General features: G+C 34.3%; 16 protein-coding genes. 3 read left to right on the forward strand and 13 right to left on the reverse strand.

All coding sequences use genetic code 11. The features are described 5' to 3' along the window. Window positions 1-13: 13 nt before the first annotated feature. The 11 genes from I7822_RS10045 to I7822_RS10095 form a co-directional block, all read right to left on the reverse strand. Complete coding sequence (locus tag I7822_RS10045; RefSeq protein WP_207977580.1) at window positions 14-892, reverse strand: sugar phosphate isomerase/epimerase family protein; 879 nt, start codon at window positions 890-892, stop codon at window positions 14-16. Between the two features lie 36 nt (window positions 893-928). Continuing rightward, on the reverse strand, window positions 929-1,762 hold the full coding sequence (locus I7822_RS10050; RefSeq protein ID WP_207977582.1) for a carbohydrate ABC transporter permease: 834 nt from the start codon (window positions 1,760-1,762) through the stop codon (window positions 929-931). A gap of 16 nt (window positions 1,763-1,778) precedes the next feature. Then, window positions 1,779-2,720, reverse strand: coding sequence for a carbohydrate ABC transporter permease (locus I7822_RS10055; RefSeq protein ID WP_207977584.1), 942 nt, complete (start codon window positions 2,718-2,720; stop codon window positions 1,779-1,781). 86 nt (window positions 2,721-2,806) lie between these two features. Next, window positions 2,807-4,126, reverse strand: coding sequence for an ABC transporter substrate-binding protein (locus I7822_RS10060; protein ID WP_307847712.1), 1,320 nt, complete (start codon window positions 4,124-4,126; stop codon window positions 2,807-2,809). Window positions 4,127-4,941: 815 nt separating this feature from the next. Beyond that, window positions 4,942-6,117 carry a GntR family transcriptional regulator gene (locus I7822_RS10065; RefSeq protein WP_207977586.1) on the reverse strand — a complete coding sequence of 392 codons (1,176 nt, stop codon included), beginning with the start codon at window positions 6,115-6,117 and terminating at the stop codon, window positions 4,942-4,944. A 147-nt stretch (window positions 6,118-6,264) separates the two neighbouring features. Then, entirely contained in the window at window positions 6,265-7,398 is a 1,134-nt protein-coding gene (locus tag I7822_RS10070; RefSeq protein WP_207977588.1) for a GntR family transcriptional regulator, read from the reverse strand. Between the two features lie 619 nt (window positions 7,399-8,017). Beyond that, a complete protein-coding gene (locus I7822_RS10075) occupies window positions 8,018-8,404 on the reverse strand; it encodes a nucleotide excision repair endonuclease (protein WP_207977590.1) in 387 nt (128 codons plus the stop codon). 193 nt (window positions 8,405-8,597) lie between these two features. After that, window positions 8,598-9,602, reverse strand: coding sequence for a Gfo/Idh/MocA family protein (locus tag I7822_RS10080; RefSeq protein WP_207977592.1), 1,005 nt, complete (start codon window positions 9,600-9,602; stop codon window positions 8,598-8,600). Between the two features lie 229 nt (window positions 9,603-9,831). Further along, window positions 9,832-10,968, reverse strand: coding sequence for a M20 family metallopeptidase (locus I7822_RS10085; protein ID WP_207977594.1), 1,137 nt, complete (start codon window positions 10,966-10,968; stop codon window positions 9,832-9,834). A gap of 154 nt (window positions 10,969-11,122) precedes the next feature. Beyond that, complete coding sequence (locus I7822_RS10090) at window positions 11,123-12,034, reverse strand: AEC family transporter (protein WP_207977596.1); 912 nt, start codon at window positions 12,032-12,034, stop codon at window positions 11,123-11,125. Window positions 12,035-12,254: 220 nt separating this feature from the next. After that, a complete protein-coding gene (locus I7822_RS10095; protein WP_207977598.1) occupies window positions 12,255-12,548 on the reverse strand; it encodes a Dabb family protein in 294 nt (97 codons plus the stop codon). Between the two features lie 185 nt (window positions 12,549-12,733). Here I7822_RS10095 and ppnP point away from each other — a divergent pair, with 185 nt between their 5' ends. Further along, entirely contained in the window at window positions 12,734-13,048 is a 315-nt protein-coding gene (ppnP, locus tag I7822_RS10100; RefSeq protein WP_207977600.1) for a pyrimidine/purine nucleoside phosphorylase, read from the forward strand. Between the two features lie 107 nt (window positions 13,049-13,155). Here the strand turns inward: ppnP and I7822_RS10105 are convergent, their stop codons facing one another. Both I7822_RS10105 and I7822_RS10110 read right to left on the reverse strand, forming a co-directional pair. After that, complete coding sequence (locus I7822_RS10105) at window positions 13,156-13,797, reverse strand: branched-chain amino acid aminotransferase (RefSeq protein WP_243459393.1); 642 nt, start codon at window positions 13,795-13,797, stop codon at window positions 13,156-13,158. A gap of 115 nt (window positions 13,798-13,912) precedes the next feature. After that, a complete protein-coding gene (locus tag I7822_RS10110) occupies window positions 13,913-14,668 on the reverse strand; it encodes an exodeoxyribonuclease III (RefSeq protein WP_207977602.1) in 756 nt (251 codons plus the stop codon). Between the two features lie 259 nt (window positions 14,669-14,927). Between I7822_RS10110 and I7822_RS10115 the strand changes: the two genes are divergently transcribed. Beyond that, window positions 14,928-15,617, forward strand: coding sequence for an MgtC/SapB family protein (locus tag I7822_RS10115; RefSeq protein WP_207977603.1), 690 nt, complete (start codon window positions 14,928-14,930; stop codon window positions 15,615-15,617). A 122-nt stretch (window positions 15,618-15,739) separates the two neighbouring features. Further along, window positions 15,740-16,171: a DUF6526 family protein gene (locus I7822_RS10120; protein ID WP_207977604.1), complete on the forward strand. Its 432-nt coding sequence runs from the start codon at window positions 15,740-15,742 to the stop codon at window positions 16,169-16,171. Window positions 16,172-16,248: the final 77 nt, after the last annotated feature.

Below are 16,248 nucleotides of genomic sequence, written 5' to 3' on the forward strand. Positions count from 1 at the left end.
CATACCTTTTATATTATTTAAAATAAATTTCAAGATGTTCCTTTGCTTTTTGAATACCTTGTTGTTCCGCCTCTAAAGAGCCCCAATAACGATGATCTTCCAATTCAATACTGATTGGACCGGTGTATCCTATTTTTTCTAAACGCACGGCAACTTTCCCCCAGTTTACATCCCCTTGTCCTGGAATAGTGTAACGCCATGGACCTTCAGAAAAATCATATTTAGAGCCAAAAGTAGCTTGAATGACACCGCATTCATATTGCTCATCGTGTAAAATTTCAGTATCTTTCCCATGGCAATAATTAACTCTATCGCCAAATTCAGACAACATTCTTAAATGATCAATTCCTAGTCGAACTAAGTGGGATGGATCATAGTTAATCCCGAAATGTTTTGAAGGAATAACATGGAACATGGCTCTAAGCATTTCAGGTGTACAGCCTAATGTTGGATAATATGGTGCTGGTCCTGGCCAACCTTCTAATGCAATATAAATACCTTTTTCCTCGGCATGATTTACAATGCTAGGAAACGTATCCTTCCAAATTTCAAAAGCTTCTTTACGTGACATAGTGATATCTTCTGGGACAAGGCACATAAACATGACTTTGCCACCTAAACGAGAAATTTCTGTCATTTGATTTTTAAGCGCTTCTACAGCTTCTGCCCGAGTTTCCACATTTTTACTTAATAGTTTCGTTTGACCAACTGCTCCAACACCATCAATTGATCCAACTTCAAGTCCATTTGCTTCAAAAATAGCTTTAACTTCTTCGTTATAATATGGTACATCTATCACATTGATCCCAATACTAGATGCCCAATTTGCAACGGACTCCATTCCCCCTGCACCAATTTTTGGCGGGATTCTCATACCTATTTTCTTGTTCATATTAACAACCTCCAGATATAATATATTTCTATAAAACTATTTAATTCCACTAAATGTAATACCTTGAATAAATGTTTTTTGTAAAAAGAAGAACAATAAAATGATTGGTAATGTCATCATCGTTGATACCGCCATCATTAACCCCCACTCAGTACCCATTTGCGTTTGGAATTGCTGAAGTCCTAACGACAATGTATATTGAGTTTCGTCAGTTAAATAAAGTAATGGACCAATAAAATCTGTCCAGCTGCCCATGAACTGGAATAATCCAACAGCAAGTACTGCAGGTTTTGCTAACGGAAGCATGATTTGCCAATAAATCCGAAACTCGCTCGCTCCGTCTATTTTGGCCGCATCCCTTAACATATCTGGTAATCCTAAAAAGAACTGACGTAATAAGAAGATGTAAAATGGTACACCAAAAAATGCTGGTACAATTAAAGGTAAGTTTGTTCCAACCCAACCTATCTTGTTAAAGATTAAAAATAAGGGAATCATTGTTACCTGTCCTGGAATCATCATGACCGCAATGGTAATGAAAAACAAAACGTTACGACCCTTCCATTCCAATTTAGCAAAACTGTATGCTACTAGAGGACAAGTAAGGACAACTCCAAGTGTACTTAAAAGCGTAATAACAACTGTATTATTTAGATAGGTAAAGAACGGTATATACTCCATTGCATCTAGATAATTTGACCACTGAAATGGCTTAGGCATCCATTCAGGCGGATAAGAAAATACTTGTGTTATAGGTTTTAATGATGTTGATACCATCCATATAAATGGAATAATGAAGAAGAATGATGCAATTATTAAGCATATGTGAGATAAGGTTTTCTTAAATTTTAGTTTAGTTTTTGCATCCATTTCGTACGACTCCTTTCTACTTCCCTTGGTAGTGAACCCAACGATTTGAAGTAACAAAGATTACAGCAGTTAGGGCCATGACAATGACAAATAGAATCCAAGCCATCGCTGAAGCGTACCCCATTTGGAAAAACTTAAAAGCATTATCGTATAGGTGCATCACATAAAACGTTAAGGAGTTTGCTGGAGTTCCCTGACCTTGGGTCATAGTATACGGTAATGTAAACTGTTGAAAAGCTCCAATAGCTCCCATTACCAGGTTAAAGAAAATAACAGGAGTAAGTAACGGCAATGTGACATTGCGGGTCTTTTGCCACCAATTGGCGCCATCGACTTCCGCCGCTTCATAAAGTTCCTCTGGAATATCACCAAGTCCGGCAAGATAAATGATGACAGATTGACCAATTCCCCAAAGAGACATTAAAATAAGTGAAGGCTTAGACCATATTTCACTCCCAAGCCAATTTGGCCCCTGTATTCCAATCATATCTAGCATTCCATTTACGAGACCAAATCCAGGATTTAATAGCCACATCCATAGGACCGCTAAAGCAACATGTGGTACAAGCGTTGGTAAAAAGAAAATAGTCCTATATATCGCCATTCCTTTTATTTTCATATTCAACATCATTGCTAAAGCAACACCAAATATAATACTCAATGGAACAAATAAGACTGTAAAATAAATAGTATTGTAAATAGATTTCCAGAATAAGTCATCTTTAAAAAGTTCTTGGTAATTTTTTAGTCCAACGAATTCTCCTGGTTGTAAAATGCTATATGTTGTGAAACTAAAATAAATCGAAGCGATAAGCGGAAAAGCAAAAAACACTACCAAACCTATGATCCAAGGTGAAGCAAAAAGCCATCCGTGAAGATTTGAATTTGTAGAGTACTTCCTTTTCTTCTTTACAACTATTGGTTTTTGTACACCAGTACCTTTAGTTACTTCCGCCATATAGAAATCCCCCTTTCAATATTTAAAGTATTGAGGGTGACTCAATAGTGTATGTATCTCTAGTTTTGAGTCACCCTCTTAAAGATTTATTTATACTTCTCGAGGGCCTTGTTAATCGTTTCTGTAGCTTGATCTAAGTTTTCTTGCGCTGTACCATTTCCTCTGACTGTTTTTTCCCTCGCATCTACTAATTCATTCCACATCAATTGACCTTCAGGAATAACTGGTCTGCTATGAGAGTTTGGTAGGATATCGATAAATTGCTTTAACATTTCGTTATCTCCACGACCTAACTTCTCGTTAACAGCAGGGATTACAGAAAGATCGCCAGGAAGCTCAGCGAAGTATACCTCTTGTCCTTCTTCAGTACCGAAGTACTTTACGAATTCCCAAGCTGCTTCCACATTTTTTGATCCTTTTGGTATAACAATAGCGTGACCACCAGACCAAGTAGTGAAGTCAGTACCAGTTGGAGTAGGCATAGGTGTTACTCCATAATTCAAGTCTGGTTTATATTTCTCAATAGCAGAGATTGTCCAGTTTCCATCCACTTTCATACTGATTTGTCCTGAAATGAACGGGTCCATTGCCCCAGATCCAGCAGAACTTTCAAATCCGGCAATGTCCTCTACACCGAATTTTTGAGCAAGGCTAGCCATCCAAGTTAGCGCTTCTACGACTTTTGGGTTATTTGCAGTTACTTCACCAGTTTCTTCATTGTAGAATTCTCCACCAAAGCCCCATCCCCAGCCATAAAGCCAACCTTGGCCATACCATGGGATAAAACCAATTTGTTTAAAGCGATTTCCTTCTTTTTTCGTTAACTTTTCAGCAGCTGCTTCCAACTCTTGAGTTGTTTTAGGTGGATTTTCTGGATCTAATCCAGCTTCCTTAAAGTGATCTTTATTATAATAAAGCAAGCGTGAGTCCGTTGTATAAGGAAGTCCATATAATTTCTCTTTGTAGTTCGCTTCCTTCCAAGCATATGAATAATAAAGATCCTCAGATATGCCGTCAGCTTCAGCCATATCAGTAATATCTGTTAATGCTTCTTGAGCCGCCCATGAACCGATCTTAAATCGGTCAAATAGTGCAACGTCAGGTGGATTACCACCAGCTACAGCAGTTAAAAGTTTTTGGTCTGCTCCTTCACTAGCTTCGGTATAGACCATTTTCACTTTAATTTCTGGATGTTTTTCTTCGAAGGCTGCAACCATTTTTTTCAATGCCTGTAAACCAATATCAGTAGAACCATGCCAGAAAGTTATTTCAGTTTGTCCTTTTGTCTCTCCACCACCACCATCATTACTACCTGATTCCTTTGACGAACATGCAGCCAAAACTAAACTGAAAATTAGAACAATCGACATGCTGAAAATCCCAAATTTTTTACCCCGAATTTTCACAAAACATACCTCCCCTTAGTTTCTTAATTTTCTTTTTTGGTTTTCCTTAGATGGTAAAAGTTCACAATCCCCCTTATACAACAACTTATATATGATAAATCAAACTATAAAAAGTTTGACTTTATCCAGAAGCAGTGATTTTATCCGTATTATGAATACGCTTACAAACAGATGCAAAAAAAATTTTTAAAGAATTATGAATGAATCCTCAAGCTTGGAAATAATCGCACTCAATATGTCGTATTTCAATTAATAGAAACAAAGTTTAATTATGTAGTGATAAATCAATAAATGTAGTATGTATATATCAAATTAAACTATTAATATATTAATTGTTATAACAACTATACTTTATAAAGCTATTATAACAATCGAAAAATACACATGTCAACACTATTTTTACTATTTAGACAATTAACTTACGAAAGAAAATCCCACCCTCTGCGAAGCTGAATTATGATACTGATAATTGTAATGATGGCAAATAACATTCCATTCGCTCATTAACTTATAATTGCATCTTTATTCTAGGCTCTTTTCTAAAAGATTGTTGCTTTTAAAACAAAAACTAATTCAGGTTGATTGGAACGGATTGCGAGACTCCTGCGGGAGCAGCGGGACAGGTGAGACTCATGCAGGCGTTACGCCGAGGAGGCTCACCGCCCGCCCCGCGGAAAGCGAGCAACTGGAGCGGAAATTAACCACACCGCATTACTTGGTAAATAGCAACAAAGTTTGCGAAAAACAGCCTTATTCTAAGAATGATGGTAAAACAGCAAAAATAAGAAGCTATATTCAATTAATGAACATAACTTCTAGATTAGTTTTGCTTTTTTTGTTTTGGATTGAGTGGATCTACCGTTTATTATCTTAAATCCAACCTCAGAATGAATTGGAGTCATATCATTTTCTTGTATGTGCTTTATTAATATATCAACTGCATGACACCCCATTTTTTCTTCGTCTTGCATAACATGGGTAAAAAGTGGTTCATCTATTAAATCTGTTGGAGAATCGAAGCAAGCAATAGAATAATCTTCAGGAACCTTTTTACCTAATGATTCTAAAACTTCATAAAGTAAAACAGCTACCAAATACTCACTTGTTATGAAGGCTGTGATCTCTGGGTTATTCTCTATTAGCTTACATATATCATTTCGATCCTTATCATTAATTTTTAGCTTTTTTAAATTACTATTTGAACTATTTTTTAGTGTACTCTTTATATCCTGTAGGATCGTATCAGGTTTAATTCTTACACCTTTTTCTGCCATAGCAACATGAAACCCCATTAGTCTATCTTCAAGAGAAGAGGTCCCTCCTGTTGCAGGTGAAAGATAAGCAATATGCTCATGCCCAAGCTCTAACATATAGTTTGTTAATTCAACTGCTGCCTGTTTGTTATTGATACAAACTGAGCTTGAAGGTATTCCTGTTAAGTAGCGATCGACTAAAACAAGTGGGTAATTTTCTATTACTAACCTTAGTAATGCATTATTATAATGCTTTCCTGGTGAAGGACAAATGATTAATCCCTTTACGCCAACGTTTACTAATGAGCTAATTGCTTTTTCTTCTAATTCAGGTATACCTAAAGTTTGTTTCATCACCATAGAAAAATTAAGTTCTGAACACCTTTTTTCAATTGAATCAAGAAGCTTTGGGCCGTAATCATTACCAAACCCGGGAAGGATAAATCCAACTAATTCTTGTTTGGAATTTGAATCTACTAAAAAAGTATTATTTAAATTGTCTCCAGTTGAATTAATTGTAGCATTGTTAATATCAGAGACATAAGATCCTTTTCCCCGATAACGTTCGATGATATTTCTTTGAGCTAACATATCTAACGCTTTTTTTGTCGTGATACGACTTACATTGAACTTTTCAGCAAGCTCATTTTCCGATGGGATTTTATCTCCCGTTTTCAATGTTCCATTTTTTATATCTTCTAATAGATCAAGGTAAATTTTCTTATATAATTGGCTCATCGGAACTCCTTGTTTTACTTTTGGTTGACATGTTAAATATAACTACTAGTACGTTTTTTGACAACTATTCTATTTTCCTGTATAAATTATTTCATATTGAAAAGAAAAGGTATAGACGCCAGCCAAAAAGGGATTGAATCCCCCACTTTAAGCAGTTACATTTTGTTTTTCCATAGTAGATTTTCCTTTAATCAAGGTGAAATCTATAAAAGTATGCTTAGGGATATTCTCACCTTTTAAATGCTTCATTAATAAATCAACAGCCTTCTTGCCCATTTCTAGTTCGTTTTGACGAATATGTGTAAAGGATGCACGACCAAAAGAATTCTCTGGGCAGTCAAAACAAACAACCGAATAATCTTCAGGGACTTTTTTCCCTAAATCATTTAGTGCCTTATTAAGTGCTAAAGCTAAGTAATATTCACAAACTATAAATGCTGTAACATCAGGATTATCATCAATAAAACTTTTAATGCCTTGATAATCATAATCATATAAATCATTCTGCGGTAAGCTACTAATGAGATCATACAAAATGAAATTCGGATTTAATTTTATTCCTTGCTTTGAATAAGCAATATGAAACCCTTGTACTCTTTCTTCAATAGTTGATATTCCTTTTGGTGAAGGAGATAAGAATGCGACATCCTTATGACCTAAAGAGAACAAATAATTAGTTAACTCCTCACTTGCTGATTGATTATTTGTTGAAACTGCACTCGCAGGGATCCCCCGCAAATAACGATCAACTAAAACTAATGGAAAGTCCATTAATACCAATTTCAACAGTTCAGTGTTGTAGTGTTCACCTTGGATCGGAAAAATAATAAGACCTTCTACTCCAAAATTCACAAGATCTTTAATAGCATTCTCTTCTTCTATAATTTGTCCACCTGTTCGTCGAATAATCAAGTTACAATTATAATGTAAACATGTCTCTTCGATCGTTTTTACGAGTTTTAATCCAAAAGCATCATCAAAGTCCTGTATAATTAAGGCAATTAATTTACTATCCTTAGCATCTTGATGATGCAAGTCAGTCTGTCGCTCCTCCTTATTTACTGTTTGATTTTTCATCACAAAAGAACCCTTACCTCTTATCCGTTCAATCAATTTATTTTGTGAAAGTAAATCTAACGCTTTTTTTGACGTAATTCTACTTACATTAAATTCTTCAGCCAATTCTTTTTCTGAAGGAACTCGTTCACCATACTTTAAATGTCCTAGTTTAATTTGTTCACTTATAAAATCGTATATTTTTTCGTATAATGGAGTATTCATGGCTTTTTCACCTTTTTATAGTTGTTATATTTAGTATATACAATATACCATCTACAATCCGTTAATACAAGGAAATAGCCTATATTACTAGTTATATAGTGTTATTCTTACAAAAGCACAAGTGCTTATTAAACAACATATAAACTAAAACACTCCTAAACTAACTTCGGCTCCTATTTCTTCAATAAAACTTACCTAGCTACATGAAAATGAATACCACTTTCAATTATCTGCTCTTTTTATGTCGTTCACAGGGAAAGAACTTTTTAATTTCCTAGACAAGAACAAAAGCGCAAGCGCCTTGATCAGCCTCGGGCAAATAAGATGATTTAGAATAGAAGGCGTTCTTTGCCTTCAATTCTAAATTAGCTAGACCCTAGAGGGGCTAGGCGCTGGAGCTGGATGTCGTGCGCTTATCCACAGTTCAAGAATTTTATAATTTCCTAAGCAACGAAAAAAGCTCGTGATTCGCACTTACGAATCACGAGCTTACTAAAAATAGTATATAAATTGATGATTTTTATTTATAGACTCTATTAAAACTCATTGTTGATTGGAGCGGAATGCTCTATGACCGCCCGCGGAAGCGAACGCCTGCAGCTGAAATCAACAACCAAGTTTAACACAGAGCCTGTTTATAAAAAACCTTATCTACATTATACCTAGCACGTAAGTTGTTAATAATATAGGTTTCATAAATTTCTCTATCTACAGGTTCCTCAACAAAACAAACAGCAATACTATAAACTTCATCTCTATGCATTTTAATTGCTGATACTTGATCTTCAAAGTTTTTTCTAATTCTTTGTCTTAGCTTTCTTGCCTTACCAACGAATAATAATTCATCTCTATTATTAAAGAACATATAGATACCACTTTTATCTCTCGGTATCTTCATGTATTCTGTAAACCCATAAACACTACTTAATACAGGCTCACCTTTTTCTCCTAATTGTCGACTTTTCGTTATAACGATATCTGTTGTTGGCATATCAATTTTTATCAAACTGTTCACTTCCTAAGTTATCAAGACTCACGTAGAAAATTAGTTGTTAACCTCTACCTTGGCTACCGTATAATAACTGTTATAGGAAAAACAGTCAACCAAAATATGCATAATGATGATTTTCTTCATTCATCATAGTTTTACAAGAAGAAAAGAGGCCGGCTAAAACAAGATTGCCTCCTCAATTTATTAGTTAGTTGCTAATTTCAGCTATTTCTACCCTTCGACCTTTTTCATGCGAAAGGGTTGCGGCTTGATTGATTAACGTTAAATTTCGAAAGTCATTTTTACTAATTGTAGGCTCTCGATTTTCAATAATTGCTTCAACCCATTGGTCGAGAGGCATGAGGTGGGCGTCTGGTAATTGATTAGGGATCCTCCAGTTTTCATCTAATTGTTTACTTTTTAAGCGAACCTTCCCATCTTCAATCATCAATGTACCCTCAGTCCCATATAACTCGAGTTGGAAAGGTGAACCAGTAGATAAAAAGCTAGTTTCAAGAATCCCAAGAGCACCAGATTCATATTCAACAAGTACTACGGCATTATCGTCAACAGCATATCCCAACGTTTGTTGTAGTCTTGCTGTTACAGCCTTAACAGGTCCTGCCAAACGGTTTGTTAAATAAATTGGATGTGCCCCAAGATCGATTAACGCCCCTCCACCACACTCCTCTTTATTAAAGAAATGACTTGGCAACCATCCATTCAGATTTCCTTCATAAGAAACAGCTCCATTATGAGCACAGCGACATCTAATAGATGTAAGCTTGCCTAACAACCCTTTTTCCAGAACATCTTGTGCATAAAGATAATAACTTTCTGTTAAACGAGGTAATGAGACCATTAGCTTAACATGATTTTCTTTTATAATCGAAAAAATTTCCTCACAGTCGTGTACAGTAAAGGCTAATACCTTTTCGGAAAATACATGTTTTTTATGTTTAGCCGAAAGAGAAATGATTTCTTTATGTAGATTAGTGGGTGAGTCTACGATAACTGCATCGATTTCAGCATCCTCTAAAACCTTTAAAAGATCAAATTCAAATCGCACACCTAGTTCTTGAGCCCACTTTTTCCCCCGTTCTGGATTTTCGTCCCATACAGCTTTAATTGTAATGTTTTTATTTTGTTTTGCTTGTAAAGCATAGTCTACTGCATGCACATGCCATTTACTTAATAAAGCGACATTAATCATAATTATCCACCCCTTCATTTAAAACGCTTTCATTATATTCAACCTAACAATATGTAATGAACAAGTTTTTGAGAACTCTACCTTGAATTACAAATTATAGTTTGTTCATAATGCTATCATATTCTGTAACGTTTGTGACCTACTATTCTCTTCACTTCATCCTTATATCCAACTATAAATAAAAAAAGGCAAGTCATTTTTAACAAACAACTTGCCTTTGTATTTTAGTTCACTTTTTAGATAACCGCTCAATAATTGTTGCTAATAAAAGTGTCCGTTCAACCAGACTTGGAATTACTAAATATTCTTGATCACTATGAGCATTTCCACCAATAGGACCTAAACCATCAATTGTAGCTACCCCTAATGATGATGTAAACGAAGCATCAGATCCTCCACCTGTAGAGGTATCTTCAATTTCTACACCTATTTCATCACCTACGTCTTGAATAATACGTAGTAATGCACGTGTTTTTTTGTTTTTCTCCATTGGAGGGCGATTCATTTCACCTTCTAGTGATATCTTCGTGCCAACTACATCTGAAGAAGAGCAAATTTCATCAAGTCGTTCTTCTAGAAGTTCGACTTGTCCCATTTCTTTTATTCGAACATCGAATTGGGCTTCTGCATGATCTGAAACAGTATTAGCACTTGAACCACCTTCAATTAATCCAACATTTACGCTAATTCCATTTTCATGGTCGGATAGTTCATGTAATTGAATGATTTTATGGGCTAATTCTTCGATTGCACTTCGGCCTTTCTCAGGTTCAATACCAGAATGAGCTGCTTTACCTTCGACAATTAGTGTATAGTTTCCTTTTCCTCTTCTTGAAGAAACTAGTGAACCATCTTTTCTCGCTGGCTCCATCACAAGTGCATACTTTTTACCTTTTGCTTCTCTTTCAATAATCTGACGAGAGGATGGTGATCCAATTTCTTCGTCACTATTAAGGACAATCCGAATCCTTTTATAGCCTTCGTATCCTTCATTTACTAACGCTTTTATAGCATACAATACCAATACTTGGCTAGCTTTCATATCAATAACACCTGGTCCATATGCACGATTTCCTTCAATCCGAAATGGCCTTTCAGCTGCAGTCCCTCGAGGAAATACTGTGTCCATATGAGCAAGAATGATGATGTTTGGATCTATTGCATCTTTATGCTCGATAATTAGATGGTTTCCATATACCCCTTGTTCTTCAACAAAAACGTTGAATCCAAGCTCCTTGTAACTTTCTTTTAGTAATTGCCCTATCGTATCGACACCTTGTTTATCATATGATCCACTATCAATATTTACGAGCTGTTCGATATAATGAAGCATTTCTTCCTGATGCTGATGTAAAAATGAGTCCATGAAACCTTTGCGCCTACTTTCTTTTCCTACTGATGATATGTTATATCGATTTTACCAGAATGACGGGATTTAAGTAAGTGGTCCTATCCCGAATATTTTTTAATGTAGTATTTCTATCCTAAAAAACTGTAAAATTCGAACATATTTCCTTACTTTACATTAAAATATTCGCAATTCCCCACAATAGGACGAAACTAAGAACAATGGTTACATTCGATAATGTCCCTACAAATTTTTGATCATACTCAAACTCAACGGAGTAAGGTAAAACAGATACAGATGTTGGTAAAATTAGACCAATTAATATTGTGTATTTGAACATATCATTAAAAGGTAATAAGAAAAATAACAACACTCCAATTACTAAACCAACACCATAACGTAGTCCCAAAAATAGCATCATCAGTTTTATATAGCTTTTACTAAAGGAAAAACTCAAATAAATTCCTAGTAAAAGTAATGACAATGGCATATTTGCCGCTGAAATAATTCCAGAAACATTTAATACTACATCAGGAAGTTTTAAACCGAACAAATTGATCATGACGACGACTAAGTAGGTCATAAAAGGGATTGATTTTGACATTTTACAAACAATCGTTTTGAAATCAATGGTTAGCTCTTTTTTAGAATAGAAACTACCAATCAGGTAACTTAATCCAAATACAATAAAAGCATTTCCTACATCAAACATCCCAAAGTATGTAAGACCTTCTTTTCCAAAAATGACCTCAACAAGTGGATAGGCAAATAACCCAATATTAAAACCTGGAACCATCATCCCGATCATACCTTTGACAGTTCGGTTTTCTTTCCTTAACACAAATAGAGTAAGAAAGCCTGAGAAAATCCCATAAAAAAAAGAAATAAAAATAAGGAGAAATAGCGAGGATTCTACTTTTATCTCACTAAAGGTTACAATAATTAATGCCGGAAGAGTAAGATTGAAGATAATTCTTGATAAACCCTCTCCATCTCTCTCTTTCAAAATATTGGATCGTTTTAAAATATATCCCAAGCCAATGATTAGCACACAATACAGGAATTGTTGGTTAAAGCTGGCCAAAATAAATGTCTCCTTGTTGTCTTAAGTGGTAAATAAACGATAGAATTATATTTTTAAAATTAAGATTATGATAGCAATGAATTTATAAAAAGGATGACACAAATCCAAGGATCAGAACCCCAATCACAGTATATAGTCTCAAGTTAATAAAAAGATACTATATCCTACTTTAGTTTGGATGGGTCTGACCCTTTTTAAGTCATCCTCCTTACTTTAGCTATTATATTTCTATATCCACACCGATACTATCTACTCTACCAACTTCTCTTATGTACGCTGCTACAGCTTGGTGTTCAACATTAACAACATATGCTTCAAGAGCTGACTTATCTTCAAAACGAACAGAAAGAACAACTTGGAATTCCTTACTCTTTTCAGCGAAATTAAGACCTGCTTGTAAATCAACGATTCCAGTAAGATGATTTTTTAACGACTTAAATCGCTCACACACTTCTTTTAATTGATCATTTGTTGTTGATTCAGAAAATTTAATTAGTACTGTACGATCTATCATATAATGACCTCTTTTCCTTCATGTTTTTCAATCTCGTTAATTTTAACGAACATTGATTAGCCCTGCAATGTTTAGTTTTGGTATCATTCATATCTTTCTACTTCTTAATAAAATTCTAGTGGATATTTTATTATTCTTAATTTTATGATAAATTAAATTATACTACTTTGAGAGGATGCTGAAAAATGTCGAAATTTTCTAATATTACGATTGAGAAGAAAGCAAATATTTATTTTGAAGGTAAAGTTACAAGCAGAACCATTTTATTTGAGGATGGAACTAAAAAGACATTGGGTGTTATGCAGCCAGGTGAATATGAATTTGCAACAGCTGTAAAAGAAGAGATGGAAATCGTTGCAGGGCAATTAGAATATAAACTTAATGGCGAAGAATGGAAAGTGATTGAAGGAAATGGCGTTTTCTATGTACCTGCAAATGAAAAATTTCAAGTAAAAGCAGTTACAGTTGTTGATTATTGCTGTTCTTACATAAGTGAATAATTTAAAAAAAGCGGTGTCTTAAAAACAATAGCGAATATATATGACTATAAATAGTAAGAGCCATATATATTCGTGCTGTGATTGAGTTCTATTACATGCTCATCCTGTTACATTTGCTTATCGTTCACTTCTTCTACCGTTTCGACTAGTTTAAAGAGAACCTGATAAATAAGGCAATATGCTTCACCTAAGGTGATGTCCTGATTAAACTCACTGATATAGTCTAGCGTAAAATTTAAATCCCACATTCCATCATTTTGATTAAACATGAGATCAAATGATTCAGCCTTACCGTTTAATTCTTCACTAAGATATTCTCTTATAACTTTTTCATGTTTCTTTTGTAACTTCAAGCCCAGCATGACGTCATATGTACTAAATACATCATCAACTTCTAATGAAATTGCATCAACCCCAATTAACTCCAACCATTTCGACTCCAAGTAAATGAATTCTTCCATATGTTCTTTAAGATACTTAACAGAATGATCTAAAAAAGAAAAAGTTTCATTTGCAATTACTTCTTCTGTTTCTTTATGACCTCGTTCAATGTACGCTTCTTCAAAGCGTGTGATCGGATTACTTTCTACGAAGGTTAAAGTCCCTTTTAATTCATCAGAAAGTAAGTCATGTTTCTCAATGTAGTCTATTTCTTCCTTGTATATCGCAATCTCAGTTTTTGTTTGCTTCAATGCTTGCTGTTTTTCAATAATTGTTATGATAAATTGTTTCATTTGATTTTTTAACAACCCTTTATTTCCTCCATCCAAATATATTATTTAGTTTTCTGTTACTCTCTTTTCATTATGTCCAAACTACAGTCAGTGTACAATCTACAAAGAATTATACCCGTTTTAAAGTTGTTTATAAATTCATCTCAATACATACTGGACAATGATCACTACCCAATATGTCTGAATGGACCTGAGAATCTATTAAGAGTTCAGCAATTCTTTTTGAGACAATAAAATAATCAATTCTCCACCCTATATTGCGTTCACGTACTTTGCTCATATAAGACCACCAGGTATACACATCCTGCCTTTCTGGATAAATATATCGAAAGCTGTCGACAAAACCTTCAGCAAGTAAATTTGTCATTTTCCCGCGTTCTTCCTCAGTAAATCCAGAGTTCCCTTTATTTGACCTTGGATTTTTTAAGTCAATTTCTTCGTGGGCTACGTTTAGGTCACCACAAAGAATAACTGGTTTTATTTGATCCAATTCGATAAGATAATTACGTATCTCATCCTCCCATTGTAATCGATATCCAAGTCTTTCCAAATCTCTTTTTGAATTTGGTGTATATACATTGATTAAATAAAATTTTTCAAATTCTAATGTAATGATCCTACCTTCAGGTTCATCAACCGCTTGACCAACACCATAAGAAACAGAAATTGGTTTATGCTTTGTAAAAATCGCTGTACCTGAATACCCCTTTTTTTGCGCATAATTCCAATATTGGTGATACCCTTCTAGTTCTAATGAGATTTGACCTTCCTGTAATTTCGATTCCTGGATACAAAAGATATCAGCATCGATTTCTTTAAAATAATCTAAAAAGCCCTTTCGAACACACGCTCTAATTCCATTAACATTCCATGATACAAGTTTCATATAAATTAATTCTGCTCCCTGTTTAATTATTATTCTACTATTTATAAATTTACATAAGAAAATTCTATTATAATATACTTTACATATGTTTTAATACTCACATGAACTTTTTTGTTGTAGAATCCAAATAAATGTCTACTACAAAAAACTAGGTCAAATGCGAATAATATAAATATTAGTTTCATCTTATGGAAAAATAAAACTAGGTTATTACTGCCCAGCGTTAAAACTGGAATAAATATACATTAGGAGATATGTTATGATCATTCAGCCAAATACGTTTATTTTCAACTTAGGTGTTGCAACCATTTTATCAATTATTATTGGATTAGAGCGTCAATTGAAAAAGAAGCCTTTGGGTTTAAAAACTTGTTTAGTAATCGGAATTGTTAGCTGCTTATTAACAACTGTTTCGATTGAAGCATCTGAAAAATTTGCTGAACAGTATGTTAGACCAATGGATCCATTGAGATTGGCGGCACAGATTGTATCAGGAATTGGATTTTTAGGTGCTGGTGTCATATTAAGACGGAACAACGATATGATTTCTGGCCTAACCACAGCAGCAATGGTATGGGGTGCAGGTGGCATAGGAATTGCATGTGGAGCTGGATTTTGGTTCGAAGCAATCATTGCTACACTTCTATTAATTGTTAGTGTAGAGCTCATTCCCTTTATCTTTAAATTCATTGGTCCGAAATCTCTAAGAGAAAGAGAATTAAAAGTAAAGATTATTGTCGATGAAGAGGAGAAACTGACAGATATACTTAAAGAGCTAAAGTTTAAAAAGATGAAAGCAAGAAAAGTGAGGGTTAAGGATATACAAAATGGTGAACTCCAACAGTTGGAATTGATCCTATTAGTAAATGAAAATTTGTATGTAACAGATCTTTATTATACATTGAAACAAATAGATCACGTGATAAATGTTGAAATGGAATCTCTATAATGGAGATTCTTTTTAATTCCATCAATTTTTTCATTACATTTCTTTCATCGTTTTTTAACAGGAATATATTACATGACTTCCTTATACTATAAAAGGTACAATAAACTAAAGGAGTGTGTAAAATGGAACAATCATATACAAAGCATACAAAGATTGACCCGCTTTTTCATTATGTATTAGCACCTCTATCTCTTGTTACGGTTATTCTAGGAGTTATTCAATTTATTCAAGCACTTATTAATAATAGCTTTACATTAAATTCTTATATCCTTTTATTTTCAGGAATTGTGTTATTTTTTATCGTCGTAAAAGTGCGTCTATATGCTCTAAAACTTCAAGATCGCCTCATTCGCACCGAGGAAAGTTTTCGCTACTACATCCTAACAGGGAAACGATTAGATCCACGGCTTACACTTAAACAATTAATCGCTTTACGATTTGCTAGTGATGAGGAATATTCTTTATTAGTAGAAAAAACGGTAAGCAAAAATTTATCTGCTGAACAAATTAAGCTAGAAGTTCAAAATTGGAAAGCAGACTTTCATCGAGTTTAATACTATAATAATAGTTGACAGTAATTGTATCATCCTCTGCACATGTAGAGGGTTCTTTATTTGCAATCAATTATGGA

Source organism: Metabacillus bambusae (genome assembly GCF_017497975.1).
GTDB lineage: Bacteria > Bacillota > Bacilli > Bacillales > Bacillaceae > Metabacillus > Metabacillus bambusae.

Excerpts from the sequence above, each read along its gene's own strand:
- I7822_RS10045 (WP_207977580.1), bottom strand. The coding sequence starts at position 892 with ATGAACAAGAAAATAGGTATGAGAATCCCGCCAAAAATTGGTGCAGGG.
- I7822_RS10050 (WP_207977582.1), bottom strand. The coding sequence starts at position 1,762 with ATGGATGCAAAAACTAAACTAAAATTTAAGAAAACCTTATCTCACATA.
- I7822_RS10055 (WP_207977584.1), bottom strand. The coding sequence starts at position 2,720 with ATGGCGGAAGTAACTAAAGGTACTGGTGTACAAAAACCAATAGTTGTA.
- I7822_RS10065 (WP_207977586.1), bottom strand. The coding sequence starts at position 6,117 with ATGAGCCAATTATATAAGAAAATTTACCTTGATCTATTAGAAGATATA.
- I7822_RS10070 (WP_207977588.1), bottom strand. The coding sequence starts at position 7,398 with ATGAATACTCCATTATACGAAAAAATATACGATTTTATAAGTGAACAA.
- I7822_RS10080 (WP_207977592.1), bottom strand. The coding sequence starts at position 9,602 with ATGATTAATGTCGCTTTATTAAGTAAATGGCATGTGCATGCAGTAGAC.
- I7822_RS10085 (WP_207977594.1), bottom strand. The coding sequence starts at position 10,968 with ATGGACTCATTTTTACATCAGCATCAGGAAGAAATGCTTCATTATATC.
- I7822_RS10095 (WP_207977598.1), bottom strand. The coding sequence starts at position 12,548 with ATGATAGATCGTACAGTACTAATTAAATTTTCTGAATCAACAACAAAT.
- ppnP (WP_207977600.1), top strand. The coding sequence starts at position 12,734 with ATGTCGAAATTTTCTAATATTACGATTGAGAAGAAAGCAAATATTTAT.
- I7822_RS10110 (WP_207977602.1), bottom strand. The coding sequence starts at position 14,668 with ATGAAACTTGTATCATGGAATGTTAATGGAATTAGAGCGTGTGTTCGA.
- I7822_RS10115 (WP_207977603.1), top strand. The coding sequence starts at position 14,928 with ATGATCATTCAGCCAAATACGTTTATTTTCAACTTAGGTGTTGCAACC.
- I7822_RS10120 (WP_207977604.1), top strand. The coding sequence starts at position 15,740 with ATGGAACAATCATATACAAAGCATACAAAGATTGACCCGCTTTTTCAT.